The 16,410-nt window shown below is 44.4% G+C and carries 13 protein-coding genes; 4 read left to right on the top strand and 9 right to left on the bottom strand.

What is annotated here, in order from left to right; all coding sequences use genetic code 11:
• Positions 1–80: 80 nt before the first annotated feature.
• Both A3K91_RS11865 and nhaA read right to left on the bottom strand, forming a co-directional pair.
• Positions 81–1,433 carry an oxygenase MpaB family protein gene (locus tag A3K91_RS11865; RefSeq protein WP_062845451.1) on the bottom strand — a complete coding sequence of 451 codons (1,353 nt, stop codon included), beginning with the start codon at positions 1,431–1,433 and terminating at the stop codon, positions 81–83.
• Positions 1,434–1,589: 156 nt separating this feature from the next.
• Positions 1,590–2,792, bottom strand: a complete 1,203-nt coding sequence (gene nhaA, locus A3K91_RS11860) for a Na+/H+ antiporter NhaA (RefSeq protein WP_062845450.1) — start codon at positions 2,790–2,792, stop codon at positions 1,590–1,592.
• A 458-nt stretch (positions 2,793–3,250) separates the two neighbouring features.
• Between nhaA and A3K91_RS11855 the strand changes: the two genes are divergently transcribed.
• Complete coding sequence (locus A3K91_RS11855) at positions 3,251–4,006, top strand: TSUP family transporter (RefSeq protein WP_062845449.1); 756 nt, start codon at positions 3,251–3,253, stop codon at positions 4,004–4,006.
• 133 nt (positions 4,007–4,139) lie between these two features.
• On the opposite strand, the gene A3K91_RS11850 is transcribed toward A3K91_RS11855, so the two are convergent.
• The 3 genes from A3K91_RS11850 to radC all read right to left on the bottom strand — a co-directional run bounded on the left by A3K91_RS11850 (position 4,140) and on the right by radC (position 9,824).
• Positions 4,140–5,516, bottom strand: a complete 1,377-nt coding sequence (locus tag A3K91_RS11850; protein WP_062845448.1) for a dicarboxylate/amino acid:cation symporter — start codon at positions 5,514–5,516, stop codon at positions 4,140–4,142.
• Positions 5,517–5,908: 392 nt separating this feature from the next.
• A complete protein-coding gene (locus tag A3K91_RS11845) occupies positions 5,909–8,893 on the bottom strand; it encodes an acyl-CoA dehydrogenase (RefSeq protein ID WP_084387347.1) in 2,985 nt (994 codons plus the stop codon).
• A gap of 247 nt (positions 8,894–9,140) precedes the next feature.
• Complete coding sequence (radC, locus tag A3K91_RS11840; protein ID WP_062845447.1) at positions 9,141–9,824, bottom strand: RadC family protein; 684 nt, start codon at positions 9,822–9,824, stop codon at positions 9,141–9,143.
• A gap of 139 nt (positions 9,825–9,963) precedes the next feature.
• Here radC and coaBC point away from each other — a divergent pair, with 139 nt between their 5' ends.
• Both coaBC and A3K91_RS11830 read left to right on the top strand, forming a co-directional pair.
• A complete protein-coding gene (coaBC, locus tag A3K91_RS11835; protein WP_062845446.1) occupies positions 9,964–11,352 on the top strand; it encodes a bifunctional phosphopantothenoylcysteine decarboxylase/phosphopantothenate--cysteine ligase CoaBC in 1,389 nt (462 codons plus the stop codon).
• Between the two features lie 48 nt (positions 11,353–11,400).
• Entirely contained in the window at positions 11,401–12,183 is a 783-nt protein-coding gene (locus tag A3K91_RS11830) for a sulfite exporter TauE/SafE family protein (RefSeq protein WP_062845445.1), read from the top strand.
• Positions 12,184–12,262: 79 nt separating this feature from the next.
• On the opposite strand, the gene A3K91_RS11825 is transcribed toward A3K91_RS11830, so the two are convergent.
• The 4 genes from A3K91_RS11825 to A3K91_RS11810 all read right to left on the bottom strand — a co-directional run bounded on the left by A3K91_RS11825 (position 12,263) and on the right by A3K91_RS11810 (position 15,543).
• On the bottom strand, positions 12,263–12,469 hold the full coding sequence (locus tag A3K91_RS11825) for a DUF2905 domain-containing protein (protein ID WP_062845444.1): 207 nt from the start codon (positions 12,467–12,469) through the stop codon (positions 12,263–12,265).
• 54 nt (positions 12,470–12,523) lie between these two features.
• Positions 12,524–13,441 (bottom strand): histone deacetylase family protein, encoded by a 918-nt coding sequence (locus A3K91_RS11820; protein ID WP_062845443.1) that lies wholly within the window; start codon positions 13,439–13,441, stop codon positions 12,524–12,526.
• A 112-nt stretch (positions 13,442–13,553) separates the two neighbouring features.
• Positions 13,554–14,366 carry a YbjN domain-containing protein gene (locus A3K91_RS11815; RefSeq protein ID WP_062846009.1) on the bottom strand — a complete coding sequence of 271 codons (813 nt, stop codon included), beginning with the start codon at positions 14,364–14,366 and terminating at the stop codon, positions 13,554–13,556.
• A 58-nt stretch (positions 14,367–14,424) separates the two neighbouring features.
• On the bottom strand, positions 14,425–15,543 hold the full coding sequence (locus A3K91_RS11810) for a hypothetical protein (protein WP_084387400.1): 1,119 nt from the start codon (positions 15,541–15,543) through the stop codon (positions 14,425–14,427).
• Between the two features lie 133 nt (positions 15,544–15,676).
• Between A3K91_RS11810 and ccmA the strand changes: the two genes are divergently transcribed.
• Positions 15,677–16,306 carry a heme ABC exporter ATP-binding protein CcmA gene (ccmA, locus tag A3K91_RS11805; protein ID WP_062845442.1) on the top strand — a complete coding sequence of 210 codons (630 nt, stop codon included), beginning with the start codon at positions 15,677–15,679 and terminating at the stop codon, positions 16,304–16,306.
• The last annotated feature ends 104 nt before the right edge of the window (positions 16,307–16,410 follow it).

Raw genomic sequence — 16,410 nt, 5'->3', positions numbered from 1 at the left:
TCTGTCATAGTACGACGCTTGGAAAGACATTGAGTTTAAGTTGAAATAGTGACCTCATGAACGATGTTTTGCGTCAGTACTTATTTATAGTAGTCATCGTTTTTCTTTAGCCACCAATTCATGTTGTCTTGACGCTGGGCACGAAAAGCTTCTAATTTTTTATCAATGCTGCGATTGTGCTGGCGGGCGGTATCAAGCGCAAACAAGATAGGCACTGAGGACAGGACACCAAACCGTATTTTTGATTTTGGTAAATCCAGTCCGTCACCAATGTCATCGCCGACTAGAGTACGCGTCACGCTGGCATTGACCATCTCAACGAAGCGACCTCGGCGGTTGTCTTCCCCCATGAGCTGACGTGGTAAGTCGTGCAAGGCTTTTGCCAGTGGCTGTCCCATCTTAAAATCAAGCTGCTGAATCGACAGATACGTATACAACCACTCCCAGCAAGCCGCCTCATCTTTCGGTAAGCGCTGCAAATCAACGCCCATCCAATAGCTGGCCAAATTCCACAGATGCAAAATACCTGCCGCTTCCTCTTTACTAATGCGGGCACCAAGCAGCCGTAGTCCGCGCATAATTAATAGCGAAAACTGTAAATGGGTGGCAATCATATCAGTTTGATTAATCGGCACGCCCCAATATGCTGTATTCCAGCTGCCATCAGGATTGTGGTGCTGGTCGGCTTCAGTGATGATACCGTTGGCAGCATTGCGTTTACCTTTGAGTAAGTTTTGACGTACCAAGGTATGAATCTGTCGAACCGTGATAGATTGTCGCCAGCCTTCAGAACCAATGGCCAGTACTTGCTCAATCGGTGGACGATTGGGGTGCGCGCTCATGTTTGATTGAGGATGCTCAGAGACCGCTAAAATATAAGCGTAGGTACGCATCAGCCGCGGTAGCGCATCATGCATCAGTGCACCAGTCTGAATCAGAGGAAGGGAGAGGGCAGGAATGCTATAGCCTGCCATCAGGGCAACATTACGCAATAGCCAAATCAACATCAAGGGATAACGTCGGTAAGCAACTGCTCCAATGTGTGCAAGCTTGAGATCGAACCAATCAGGATGGCAGCTAAATTGCTCTGTCAATGCCCGAAAATTGGCATTGTTTTTGAGTACATCGTCGCTGTTGTTACTGATAATGTGCTGTTGTAATGGCTTAACAAAGCGAATGCCATCAGCGGCTAGTGCATCTGCGAGCGGATCACCAATATCGTAACCAGCCACCATCTCGTCTAATAAATCGTGCGAGATGACAAAGTTTTTCGGCAATAAATAGCGTTTCACGCGTTTTAGAACTTGTAGATCGCTATGGTCGTCAAGAGCCGTTGTACGTCCATGACGCTGATAAGGTTCTGCCGAGCTCTTTTGTTCTGAAGAGATGGCAGATGCACGATTTGCTTTATCACTGAAATCTGTAGAATCCATATTTATCTATTGCCTTTATGATGAAATCTCTCACAATGCCAACGATATCAATATCTATTCCTGTAATGGCACCAATTTGGTATGACATTTTTATATGATGATAATAAAAATGAGCCACCCATTTGCCAAACGGCATTTGAGTAGCTCATTCTGTCATCAATGTGGACGGGTTAAATCTACAGAGGTTCCACTCACATTCTCTTTTAAGCTAAATTTGAGCATGAGATAACCTGCGATACCAGAAACGATTGAACCCATGATAATTCCTAGGCGCTCATCGAACATCGTGGTGTCGCCTGCGAATGCCAGACCACCGATAAACAAACTCATCGTAAAGCCAACACCGCACAACAAAGCGGCGCCGTAGATTTGCTTAAAATTCATGCCTCTTGGCATGGTTGAGATACCAAGCTTAAAGATTAACCAGCACATGATCATAACGCCTAACTGTTTTCCGATGAACAGACCTGCGGCAATACCAAGTGGAACAGAATGGAACAATTCCTCAAGACCAGCACCTTGGAGGGATATGCCAGAGTTTGCAAAAGCAAAGATTGGCAAAATACCAAAGGCGACTGTGTTGTGTAAGTCGTGTTCTAACTCTTCAAGTGGAGAGTGCTCAGGATCGGTGCGGTCAAACATTGGAATAAAGAGTGCTAAAACCACCCCAGCCAAGGTTGCGTGAATGCCAGATTTGAGTACGGCAATCCACATAATCACACCAATAAGCAAATAAGGCGTGATTCTAGTGACGTTACGGCGATTCAAAAAGTATAAAGCAGGCAGACATAAACCAGCTACTGCTAACGATTGTAATGACAACTCACTGGTATAAAATAGCGCGATGATTAAGATGGCACCAATGTCATCAAAGATCGCAATAGACACCAAAAATACTTTTAAAGAGTTGGGTACGCGGCTGCCCAAAAGACTCAAAATACCAAGGGCAAAAGCAATATCAGTCGCCGCTGGAATGGCCCATCCTTTCCAAAACTCAGGCTCATGGTAGTTAAATAGCAAATAAACAATGGCTGGGAAAATCATACCGCCCAAAGCAGCACCAGCTGGCAGTATGATTTGTTTGACGTTAGACAGCTCGCCGATCAAAACTTCACGTTTAAGCTCAAGTCCAACTAAGAAAAAGAAAATCGCCATCAGACCATCGTTGATCCAGTGGTGTGCATCTTTGGCAATACCGAATTCGCCTATCTGGATGGCGACAGGTGCGTGTATAAATCCTTCGTACCAAACACTCAGAGGGGAGTTGGCAATGATCATTGCAGCAATGGCAGCCAATGCCAAAACAATCCCGCCTGCCGCTTCAAACTCAAAAAATGCCTTAATCCTTCGTATTGCCATATCATCCTCATTTACTAAGTACAAATGTATTAAATAACCTCAAATATCTATCCTGTCACGCGGTTCAACGTCACAGATAGAAAAGCGTAGTTTCTCATACTCTTATTCATATAAACAACAGAATACGCTAACCAAAAGTTATGAGTGCTTCCTGCTATATTCATAATAACGATATTATAAAGGGGATATGACAGACAAAGTAGTTGCAACTCGTTAAATCTTTTTAGGTTAAAGCCGTTTATTCCGAATATTTAATGAGTAATGAGACAAATTTAGCAGACTTTTTTATGTTTTTGGTTTTTTTTATGGTTTTATCCTTATAATGATTGACGTTGTATAAAGCGCAGTGAGCGCTCTAGTACCTATCAGTAATGCCATTGCTTATCTAATAGCAATTTTTTTTAGCCGAATTTTTTGGGCTGTCTCTGTTTTTATTATCTGTTTTGAAGGTCAGTGTCATGGACGTATCCCTCTCTTTAGAGATTATCTTAATGCTTACCGCTGTGGCGGTGCTAGCCGGTTTTATCGATGCGATTGCTGGTGGCGGCGGTCTATTAACCATACCTGCCATGTTACTCGCTAACATTCCACCCGTCTTGACGCTTGGTACCAATAAGTTACAAGCTGCCTCTGGCGCGCTAGCCGCCTCTATTACAATGATTAGAAAAGGGGTGGTTAAGCCTCAACGTATTAAAGTCGCTATCATTGCCGCTTTTATCGGTTCTGTGATTGGTACTATTGCCGTCCAAATGTCACCACCAGATTTGCTTGAAAAACTGATTCCATTTTTGATTGCTGCTATCGGGATTTATACGTTATTTGCCCCCAAGCTTGGAGAAGTAGAAGCAACACCGCGCATCTCAGAAGGGATGTGGCAAAAAGTGGCGGCACCTGTGATTGGTTTTTATGATGGTTATATTGGACCTGGGACCGGAATGTTCTTTGCGCTTGGTAATGTAGCATTACGTGGCCGTCAGATTATTGAGGCAACTGGTGCTGCTAAAGTGTTGAACCTATCTACCAATATTGGCTCATTAATATTTTTTATCTTGGGCGGCAACGTTCTGTGGAAGGTAGGATTGGCGATGATGGTTGGACAAGCGGTAGGCGCGTATTTTGGTTCTCATATGGTGGTCAAAGGTGGCAGTAAATTGATTCGACCTTTAATCGTACTCGTGTGCTTGGCGATGATCACCAAATACGTGATGGGATAATGCCGTTAATGACAAAGTGGTATTAAGCAATAGCAATGAGTGACGATACGTCTATTCTATCGCCCATAAAAAACCTCAGCCCATGAGATGATGTGCTGAGGTTTTTTTATGATAACTTATTCAATATAGATAATTAACGACGACGATCAACATCATCATACTCACTACCCATTACTCCATCATGGAAGACTTCAGAGAATTCGCGTTCATTGTTTTCATCAATGTGACCATCGAATACATCTTTGGTGCCAGCATCAGGGTCATTATAAATCGCTAAGTCCATCTTACCTTCTGATTTTGCCACGATAGCAGTCACCGCCGCATCACCGCCGACGTTTACAGCAGTACGTAACATATCAAGGATACGGTCCACACCTAGGATTAAGCCGATACCTTCGATAGGTAAGCCCACTTGTGCAAATACCATTGACAACATAATCAGACCAACACCAGGCACACCTGCAGTTCCGATAGAGGCCAGTACCGACATGAGAATCACGACCAGATAATCGGTCACGCCCAAATCAATGCCATAGATATTGGCAATGAAAATGGTCGCCGTCCCTTGCATGATAGCCGTACCATCCATGTTGATGGTCGCACCAAAAGGAACGGTAAAGGAAGCAACTGAGTTATCGACCCCCATTCGTTTGGTGACGGTACGTAAAGTAATAGGGATGGTCGCGTTTGAGCTTGACGTACTGAAGGCAAAAATTTGCACTTCGCGCATTTTTGTCAAAAACGTTTTGACAGACAAGCCTGAAAATAGCTTGAGCACAATCATCATGGTGATAAAGAAGTGGAAAGCCAATGAGCCAACAAGTACGGCAACGTAGCCAAGTAATGACCAAATAAGGTCCAAACCAAGCTCTGACATAGCCTTGGCCAATAAGGCAAAAACACCATATGGGGCAAGGTTCATAATGATGGTTACCATCTTTAAGATGACTTCATTAATCAGCTCTAAGCTTTGTACCAAGCCTTTGGCAGGCTTACCAACCATCAAAATACTGATACCGATTAAGATAGCAAAGAAAATAATCGATAGCATGTCACCATTCGCCATCGCACTGATGGGGTTTGATGGAATGATGTTAGAAAATACATCTAACAGAGGCGGTGCTGACTCAGCTTCAAATGCCGCTTCAGTTGCGATGTCCATGCCTTTACCGATACCAAATACAATACCAAGTCCAATCGCAGTGGCAATGGCTAGTGCCGTTGTCATCATATAGATGAAAAACGTTCTGCTACCGATACGACCAAGCAGTCGGATATCACCAATGCCGCAAACACCGCAAATCAGTGAGATCAATACTAATGGAACGACCAACATTTTTAGTGAGTTAACAAACAGCTTGCCAATAATAGCGAAAAAACCATTTGTGATATACGTATGAACAAAACTGCCTTCAGTGTTCAGTCCTGAATAGTTTATAAATAGACCCAGTATAATACCGAGCACCATGGCAACAATGATCTTGCCTGTCAGTCCCATATTTTTCCACATAAACTCTATCCTTTTATACACAGCACCCAGTATCAGGAAGCAAACAATATATTACTGATTTATATGCCTTTACCTGAATTCTCTAAGGTTGTAAATTTCACATCTGTGACTTCATGTCAATTTCCTGCACAATATAAATTAATTGTTAAGGTAACTGCAACTTTTTTTATAAATTAAGACGTACTTATTTTCTTAGCTAATAATTAAGGGGGTTGAGTGATGGGCCGAAGAGAGGGAAGGGTCACCAAGTCTATGGTTATCAAATATGGCGATATGCAGTAAAAACAAAAAAGACCGTCCAAGCTGAACGGTCTTTTTTTAATTCAAATCATAGTAGGCGGTGGTATATTATATTTGCAGTTGATGCTTATCTCTCCAAAAACGTACCATCTTTAAGTCTTGTCATTCTCGTCACGACGTAGACCATCTTGCCACTTGCTATCAATGTTATCGGTGGTGTCGGTAGTACTGGCGGTATCGGTGATAGCCGGCTCTTCTACGCGGTTTTTTACCATGTCTGATTTTTCAGGAGTATCGGTTTGCTCTATAGGTTCGATATCATCGATACTGTGTTTACGCATGCTATGATTATTACTCATGCGCTCATTTAAATGAGAGGCAGCATCACGGTGGCGATGATCCAGTGCTTCTGCATCGGGATTGGTGTCACCAAAGTCAGTTTGAGTGCGCACTTCTTCAACTGTGTTTTGTTCAGAAACCATCTCTACATCGCCATCGCTCTCATAACCATGGTTGGGATTGGCATCACCAGTCTTTTTATCAACACTGTCAGTGTCAGACACCGCCAGATTATCTGAGGCAACATCGCTGTCAGGGATGATACCATTTCTGGTCTGAGCGTCATTTTTTAATTGGGCATAATCAGTGAGTTGATGTACCGCATTATCAAGACTGTGGGGGTTACAACGTACTTGCGCTTTCAATAGATGCTTGTCGAACACATCCGTTAATAGCGAGTCAAAGCGCAAGGCATTGTATTGAATAAGCACTTCTGCTTCTTCTTCCGTGATATCTCCTTTTTGGCTGGCATAAACCACATGGTCTTCAAACGTAAGACCTTCAAAGCTGTCCTTATGCTCGGCTTTTTTGAATTTCTGCCATAAGGGTTCGATGCCAACAAGAGCTTGATAAGCATTTTCCATGCGGCCAGTCACATCATCTGCATCAGTATTGTAGTAGACCATGGTTTTGAGATAGTCACGGAAAGGGTTGGCCTCAAAATCGTCCATGAAAACATCCCCTAACTGACGTTTGAGCTCATCACTTGGCGGCGTAAAGATACGACCACTTGGGAAGGTCACAAAACTTACCACGCTTGCCGCCATACGATTTGGGAAGTTGTCAAAGAGCGATAAGAAAGCTTCTTGAATGGTATATAAGCTGTTTTGTAGCGCCACCTCAGCATGCAAACGTTCAGCTTCTGACTTAGTGCCATGCTGGTAAAACTGCAAGATAGCGGTGCTGATAAATAAGTGCCCATGAATATCAGCCAATCGACCAGACAGCATCTCTTTGCGTTTTAGATCGCCTGCGAGTAAACCCAATGCCATATCAGCAGTCAGAGCAAATCCTGCACTCAAGCGATTGATGTGCTTGTAATAAGGACGGGTAAAGTTATCAGCGAAACTTGGAGCATGATTGCTACCGCCGACATAGCCTGCGACAAAAGCTTTGGCGCCGCGATTGAAGGTATAACCCAAATGCTTAAAGAATAAATTGTCGAATTGCTTAAGCGCGCCTTCTTTATCTTCACTTTGCAGCAGTTGCAGCTCATCAAACAGATAAGGGTGGCAGCGCATGGCACCTTGACCAAAAATCATCAACGAGCGTGTCAAAATATTGGCGCCCTCAACCGTGATAGAGACAGGAATTGCTTGATAAGGCGTCGCCAAAAAGTTGCGCGGACCCATCTGTACCGCACGACCACCGACGACATCCATACCATCATTGACCACACCGCGCATGGTTTCAGTGGCATAGTATTTTGCCATGGCTGTCATAACAGATGGTGTACCACCTTGGTTCAGACCGCACGTGACCAAATGACGGAATGCCTCTAGCATATAAGTATTACTGGCCATACGGCTGGTCGCGTCTTGCACCCCTTCAAACTTACCAACCGAGATTTTAAACTGTTCGCGCACTTTGGCAAACGCACCGACAGACAAATACGTCATTTCACTGGCAGATGTGGATAGGGCAGGCAAGGAGATACCACGGCCAACGCCCAAGCACTCCATTAGCATACGCCAGCCGCGACCTGCATTTTCGACGCCGCCAATGATGTAATCCAATGGGATAAAGACATCTTTACCATCGACCGTACCGTTCATGAAAGGCGAGCCGATGGGATTATGACGCGGTCCTATCATGACACCTTTATGCTTGGCGGGTACCAGCGCACAAGTAATACCATAGTCGGTCTTTTTCGGGTTACCCAATAAACCTTCTGGGTCATGCATTTTGAATGCCAAGCCCACAACTGTCGCGATAGGGGCCAAGGTAATCCAGCGTTTTGAGAAATTCATACGCAGACCAAGCACTTGCTCGCCTTCATGCATGCCATAGCAGACCACACCCGTATCAGGAATAGCGCCCGCATCAGAACCTGCCTCAGGGCCCGTCAAGCCAAAACAAGGCACTTCATCCCCTTTTGCCAAACCTGGCAGCCAGCGCTGTTTTTGCTCATCCGTACCATAATGCATCAACAGCTCACCAGGACCGAGTGAGTTTGGCACCATACAGGTCACCGCAGCTGTTGGTGAGCGCGAGGCGATTTTACTCATCACACGGCTTTGAGCGTAAGAGCTAAATTCTAGACCACCGAACTCTTTTGGAATAATAAGACCTAAAAAGCCATTGCTCTTAATGAATTGCCAAGCTTCAGGTGACAGCTCTTTGTCCTCATGCTGAATTTTCCACTCGTCTAGCATGGCGCAAAGCGTTTCTACTTCATTATCAATAAAGCTTTGCTCTCTTTCTGATAGGGTCGGATACGGATATTGGGCAAATGTATCCCAATTGGGTGCGCCCATGAATAGCTCTTTTTCCCACCAGCTGGTACCTGCATCTAGGGCTTCACGCTCCGTGTCACTCATACTTGGCATGGCACCGCCCAAGGTTTTATAAACACGCTTGGTGATCAGAGACTGTCGCAGCGGCGTCACAAGAAGAACCAAGCAAAGCAGGGCGATCGGTATACCTAAAAGGAGCGACCAAGGACTGATTATTGCGGTCACAATAACCGTTACGAGCGCAGCAATGCTGCCAGTCACTCGAGACAAAGACAACAAAAAGATGGCCAGAACCACGGCTAATTGAATGATGATTGCCAAAATAAATAAGCCAATGGCCATGACTGTCTCCTTGATGACGCTGAACTAAAAGCGTGAAAAATATATGAATGAGGTTTTTAGATCACGATAGTTATTGTTTTATCTACTGCTTTTCTTCTTTTCAATAAGTAAAAGATACGATTGGTTAACAATATGAAACAGTTACTTATAACTATCAATAGGTGAAATGCTACGCTGTGTCGATAATATGTATCATATTTCGATGGCTCATAGGAGTAATTTATAAGAATAATTCGTTAGGACCTTATTAATTAAATGGTGCTAAGCCGCTTTCCGCATAAGATAAAGTATCGTTTCGTCCAACAATGATGTGATCGACAAGCGCTATATCCAATAAATCACACGCTTTTTTGAGCTCATAAGTCAATAAGTTATCAGCCGTTGAAGGTTTGGCATCGGTATTTGGATGATTATGAGCGACAATAAGCTGGCTGGTAGCATGGCTCAAAGCATGCCGTAATACATGTTTGATGCAGACAGAACACGATGAAATACCACCTGTAAACAATATTTCAAAATCTAAAAGCTTGAGCCCATTATCTAAACACAGAACGGCAAAGACTTCACGATGCTCACCGCGTAACTGCGTACTAATATAGTCTTTCACCACTTGAGAGCGTCCAAGCGCTTGACCAGTTTTAAGCTTACTGTCTAAGTAGCGTGTACCCATCTCAAGCGAAGCAAGTATCTGCGCATATTTGGCAGGCCCCATACCATGACAACCCAAAACGATGTCTTGAGGCGCTGCTAACAATTCAGCCAAGCTGCCAAACTTTTCGATCAAATGGCGGGCCAGCTCAATGGCGGACTGTGATTGTGTTCCTGTACGTAAAAATATGGCCAAAATCTCTGCATCGGTAAGGTGTGTTGCCCCAAATTTCAGTAGTTTTTCGCGTGGTCTGTCTTCTTCATGCCAGTCTTTAATTGCCATTATTTCTCCTTAAGTGAGTTGGTCACAAATAGCTTGATCAAATACTACCGTTAAATACGCAAAATCTTACCTAACTTATCTCATAATTGTTACTATAAGCGCAATTTTATCTTTCAACTTTTATATTGATGCCACGCTTATGTCCAATATTGTGCTTGCTATCACTGGCGGTATCGCCGCTTACAAATCTGCTATTTTTGCTCGCTTATTAGTTAAGTCGGGCTTTGATGTGCGTGTCATTATGACCACAGGCGCACAAGCTTTTATCACTCCTTTGACGCTGCAAGCGCTGACGGGCAATGAGGTACATGTCTCATTGCTTGACGAAAAAGCAGAAGCAGGCATGGGACATATTGAATTGGCGAAATGGGCCGACTTAGTCGTTATTGCTCCCGCTTCTGCCAATACGCTTGCTCGACTTTCGATGGGTATGGCCGATGATTTATTGACCACGGTGTGCCTTGCCACGACAGCACCTGTTCTCATTGCACCAGCCATGAACCAGCAGATGTGGGCGCATCCAGCAGTGAATCTGAACGTACAGACATTGCGCGATATGAATTATCAGATCATCCAACCAGCAAGTGGTGAGCAAGCGTGCGGAGATGTGGGTGCAGGGCGTTTGCCTGAGCCTGAACAATTACTGGCTGAAGTTCTTTTATTTACAGCCATGCAGACGACGCCGCAGCTATTGGCTGGCAAAAGAGTCGTGATTACAGCAGGTGCAACGGTAGAAGCCATTGACCCAGTACGTTACTTATCGAATCACTCTACTGGCAAGATGGGTTTTGCACTGGCACGTGCTTGCGTCGCTGCTGGTGCTGAAGTGATTTTAATTGCTGGCGGTAAAGTGGCTTTGCCGACGCCACTGAATGTTAAACGTATCGATGTGTTGTCTGCTAAAGAGATGTTACTTGCTGCACAGCAGTGCGTCGATGGCACCCATCACGAGCTTCAGTTTATGTTTGAAGAGGAACATGACCACGATCACGACCATCATCATGAGCACCACCACGAGCATGATCATCATGATGACTGCGACTGCGATGATGAGCACAGTGAACATAGCGAAGCACATGCAGTTACTAGCAATGAGAGTGTAAGAGACGCTGATGTCTTCATTGCGACTGCGGCTGTGGCGGACTATCGTACCGAGGAAGCCGCCCCACAAAAAATCAAAAAGACCCAAGAGGCAATGACGCTCAGTTTGGTCAAAAATCCTGATATTTTAGCCACTATCTCGCTTGCTCATCCTGAGCTGTTTGTCGTGGGTTTTGCGGCGGAGACACAGGATGTTGAGCGTTATGCACGTGGTAAGCTGATTTCTAAAGACTTAGATTTGATTGCTTGCAATGATGTGTCACGAGCCGATATTGGCTTTGCTAGTGATGACAACGCCATGCAAGTATTCTTTTCTGAGCATTACAAGCGCGAGTCAGTCACACTAGACAAGGCAAGCAAAGATCACATTGCTGAGCAATTAGTGACTATTATTGGTGAAGCAATCTGGCAACGCCATGATGATTAATCGTGTCGTTATAGATAGAGATAGTAAGCGTTGAGCAGGCTGTCAGAGATGACGGGACTGTTCGCTGACGATAGCACGCAGACGTTATTGCTGGTTGCTGTTTTTGCGTTGGCGTCCTTGTTACATGGTATCAGCGGGCTAGGTGCGACTTTGGTGACGACCACTGCGCTTGCTAGTATTTATCCGTTGCAACATGCCATTGTCTTGGTTATTTTCCCCTCTTTAGTGGTCAATGTGATGACTTGGCTGGCTGGCGGCGGACGTACGATTTGGCAAAACTTTATTTATTATGGCAGACGTTATTGGTTGCTTGCGTTAACCAGCTTGGTTGGCAGTATTTTGGGCGCAAAGCTGCTATTGTGGATAGACAGTGCTTATATTTTGCTAGCATTAGCCGCTGTTATTGGCTTTTATGTCATCAGTACCTTATTGGGTAAGCAGTTTCGTTTGCCCGATACTAAGCCCGTACTGATCATTGTTGGGTTTAGTGCAGGTGTCATTGGCGGGGCCACCAATGCCATGTCTACTGTGCTGATGATGTACTTGTTGTCTGCCAGCGACGATAAAAACACGATCGCCAAAGTGGGCAATATGTGCTATTTTTTGGGCAAAGTTGCTCAAGTTATCGTTCTACGTGAGCCTCTTATGGCACTAAGTAGTGGGGAATGGCAGCTAATTACAGTGCTAAGCATATTGTCTATCGTTGCGCTTTTGGTTGGTATTCGTCTGCGTCGTTATCTGCCGCAAGCTCGCTTTCGTCAGCTTATTTTGTTGATTTTGACAGTACTTGGTATACGCGTAGGCTGGCAAGGAATTGTCGCTTTTTTCTAAGCATATACTGTCTCAACAGATGCATTGTAATGATGCTAAAAAAGTGCGTACAATTAAAAAGTACGTGCAAACGGTTTATTTAGCGGTTAAAAATATTTAATAAGATAGTAGCGACAATACTGATAACGATCATGGTAACCACAGGAAAATACACCCGTGTGTTGCCTGAAGTGTGCTTAATATCGCCTGGCAGATTGCCTATCCACGAAAATGCATTGGGAAACAACAGCCAAATAACGCCGATAATCACCAGCAGTATGCCCAAACCTATCAGTATTTTTGCCATGTCATCTTGCCTTATGCCGTTATCAGTTAAGCACTTATCATTTATTTCCTAGCCCTAATCAGCCGTTTGCCCAAAGTAAATCTGCTGCGCCAAACGAAACGTATTACAGTGCGCTTCCACCACATCTTCGATGTCTTCTGAATAGCCGCCGCCCATCACAATGGCAATAGGAATGTCAGCGAGTTTTGCTTGATGTAGCACATACTCATCACGTGCCTTACATCCCTCTATCGTTAACCCCAGTTTTCCGAGTTTGTCGGTCGCGAGCACATCGACAGCAGATTGATAAAATATCAGGTCTGGCGCAAACTCAGTGATCAAGCGCGGTAGCGTGTCTTTTAAAATACGTAAATACTCTTCATCACCAGTGTCATTATCCAGTTCAATATCTAAGTCAGATACCTGCTTACGGAACGGATAGTTTTTGGCACCATGCATACTAAAGACAAAAACGCGTGACTCGTTTGCCATGATACTCGCGTTGCCATTACCTTGATGCACATCCAAATCCACCACCAAAATCTTTTGTACCTGTCCGTGATTGAGTAATAAATTGCTGGCAATACAGACGTCATTGAATACGCAAAATCCTTCACCATGATCAGCAAATGCATGATGTGTGCCGCCCGCCACATTCATCGCGACGCCATATTGCTGTGCATACAAGGCACATTCATAAGTTGCATGGGCGATATAGCGGCCGCGTTCTACCAGCGTTGGTGTCATCTCAAAACCAATGGCTCGAGCCTCTTTTCGTGGCAGTGTTTGGGTTTTGAGCTGCTGCCAGTAGCCTTGCGTGTGAGTGGTCAAAATCTCGTCTTCACTCAGCCGAGCAGGCGCAAAAAAATTATCGGCAGTGATGGTGCCCTCAGCCAACAGACGCTCAGGAATGAGCGTATATTTTTGCATCGGAAAACGGTGTTTGTCCGGAACGGAATAACGAAAAATGTCAGAATAAGCAATTTTTAGCATAATATTAAATGGGTTCTCATGGAATAAAGGTTGAGAAGTTTTGAGAGCAAAGCGCTGGTAAGAACACCTCTATACATGAGTCTAAATACCAATGATAGACAGTTATAGGGCTTTACTGCACGAACTGCGTGGGCAAAAAAAACGTGCGTGAATCTATGTCTTGGCGCAATGTCATCAGTAAAGTTTGCAGGTCTTCTTCTGGATCTTGATTATTGACCAAGTTACTGAACAATTCATGGGCGACTGTCGTCATAGCAACCACGCTTTGTAGTAAATGATCGATAATTTTCTCATCAATACCCGCTGCTTCAACATCGATGGCGTTTTTGTAGCGTATCTCACCATCATTGACATCTATTTCTAGATTGCCAATCAGCATGTCGTAATTGAGCTGAGTGATTAATAACATCGCAGCGCTCTGATGACTCTCTGGTATCAAGAACGGCAACACACCATAGACGGCCAGCAGTTTGCTCTCTTCTTGAGCGCGAAACAGGTAGCCACAGTTGAGGTCTTTATGACGCATTCGCAGTGACAAATGATGCGATTGCTGACCATCATTGGTTTTGGGTCGATAGTGCGTATAGTGCCATTGCTTTTCATTAAAATAGGTTTTTAAGAAATCAACAATCGGTGTATGGTGAGGCTTATGTTGGTCAGCAGAAGAATCAGAAGGCATCGTTTGCGAGTGTTTATGACCAGTGTTCATATCAGAGACAGCGTCAATTTCGCTAAGGTCATTTTTGTCTCCGTCATCACTATGCCTAGTACTGCGGAATACCTCATGGCTTTTTGAAGGTGCCACATCCTCTTTAACGGCAGATGTCGTTGGTTCGTTAGCACCATCAATGACAGATTGCGGTGCGGACGTCGTCAAAAATCGTTTGATTTTTTGCCACAAGCTGAGTTTATTACGTTGGCTCATAATAGGGTGATAAACAGTAGATAATGTGAAATATTGAAAAATACTTTCAAACAGCAAGTCAGCCGTTACTCAGTATTAATCCCTCTTTGATTTTTGGTTGATCATAAAACGCTTGTAGCATCTTGCGAGTGTGCGCTGTAAACCATGGGCTTTCTAGGGCATCGTATACCACAGGCAATAACGCTGTACTAAATTCTGTCATGGCTTGCTTATCAATATATAAGCTGGCAGCAACGGTAGCAATACTATCCGTTTGATGATTGGCGTACCATGTATCAATACTCGCTGCTACCAGACTATGCAAATAAGGCGACACACGCAAACGGTTGTAGCTTTGTTGAATACCAGCTTCGATATGATCGATACTACTGTTATTAGGCTCATCACGCAGGTAGGTTTGTAGATGACTGACAGGTTGCTCCTTGATACGCGCCCAACCCGTGATGAGTAAACGCGCCACTTCTTCGTTGGATAAATGCGCTTGCGCGTTGGCTTCTGCTCGGTGCGCCAAATCCTTAATGTTACGATGCAAATACGCCTGCAGTTTTTCATCAAGGTTTCTGTTGGTGGCTTTTTCAAAAGAGCTACGTCCAAGCTTCATCAGTTTTCCAACGCCGCCCGCTTTTTCTAGCGTGGTTTCCATAAAGTCATTGATGGCGTGATACAGCGTTTGCGTCAATAAGTCTGTGAAGGTCTCATTACCAACTAACGTATGAATTAAGATATTACGCTGCTGCTCGTGACTACCGACATAATTGGCAAGCGTTTCAACTTGCATATCATCTATCAATTCTGACAAAGGTACATTGTCATTGACGGGATGATAAATAACCGTATGCAAGATGTCGCGGATATCAGTACGCATTGCTTCACTCATTTGCTGATTAAGAAGCCAGTCGTTAATCAAATGCTGCAAATGGTCACGACTAATATATTTGTTTAAGGGCTGCGCACCGAACCATTGCCACGCCTCTATACTCAACGGTTGAGCTTGGTTGCGTAGCCACTGCTGCATAAAATCAACTTGCGCATCAATCAGGCTGTCTATGGTTAAGCTTGTCTCTGATAGGCTTTCCTGAGACTTATCAAGCTTGGTATCTGTCTTATGATCGATATCGGCCTGATGCTCAATGTCTGTTTGAGTCGTTTGGTTTTGGCTATCTTTTGAAGTCTGCATAGGTTTTGAGGTCATAGTAATCGACAATTTGTTATACTGTGTGTTTGTGGTAAGCATAAAGTATTATGCCATGAACATCGTACTTGTTTGTGATGAATATTGACTGCCGCTTGATAAATAACGAGAGGTTTTGATGACGGCTTTGGATACGCCCTTACTTGTGCTTGATGAGCTGACCGTTCAGCGTGGTGAAATTCCGCTATGCGAAGCCGTCACGCTTCAGCTGTCTACGGGTAGTATTTGTCATCTGATTGGTGCAAATGGGACAGGGAAAACGACGCTACTGATGCAGCTGGCAGGATTATTGCCAGTACTGACAGGCGAGGTCAGTTACCAAGGCGTGGCAAGCTTACCTATGCAGCCGTTATATGTATCGCATCAATTGGGTATTCATCCCAATCTCACTGTGGCACAAAACCTGACGTTTTTACTGAATCTATATGGTATCACGCCAAGCGCTGAAGACATTGATGCTGCCCTTACTTGGGTCGGATTACAAGGATTTGAAACGATCAGCTCAAGCCATTTATCCGCTGGTCAAACTCGCCGTATTACCCTTGCAAGGCTTTATCTTTTGACGCCTGATGTGACCCAGCTATGGCTGCTTGATGAGCCTTTTACCGCGCTCGATGTCGATATGGTAGCGCGGATGGAAGAGAAATTGTGCGACTTTGCTCATGCAGGCGGCGCGATTTTGATGACCAGCCATCAAACAGTCGGCGTTGCCAATCAAGTACTCGACCTGACAGAGTATATGGTTTAGATACCTTACTAAAAGTCTGTCATGCGATAGCATTCTCAGACTGACCTATCAATACGGTTTTATCCCACTATAATATAAGCGCGATTAGCAAAAGAGCCAATAAT

This window comes from Psychrobacter alimentarius (assembly GCF_001606025.1).
Classification (GTDB): Bacteria; Pseudomonadota; Gammaproteobacteria; order Pseudomonadales; family Moraxellaceae; genus Psychrobacter; species Psychrobacter alimentarius.
This window is presented reverse-complemented; position numbering and strand designations above follow the sequence as displayed.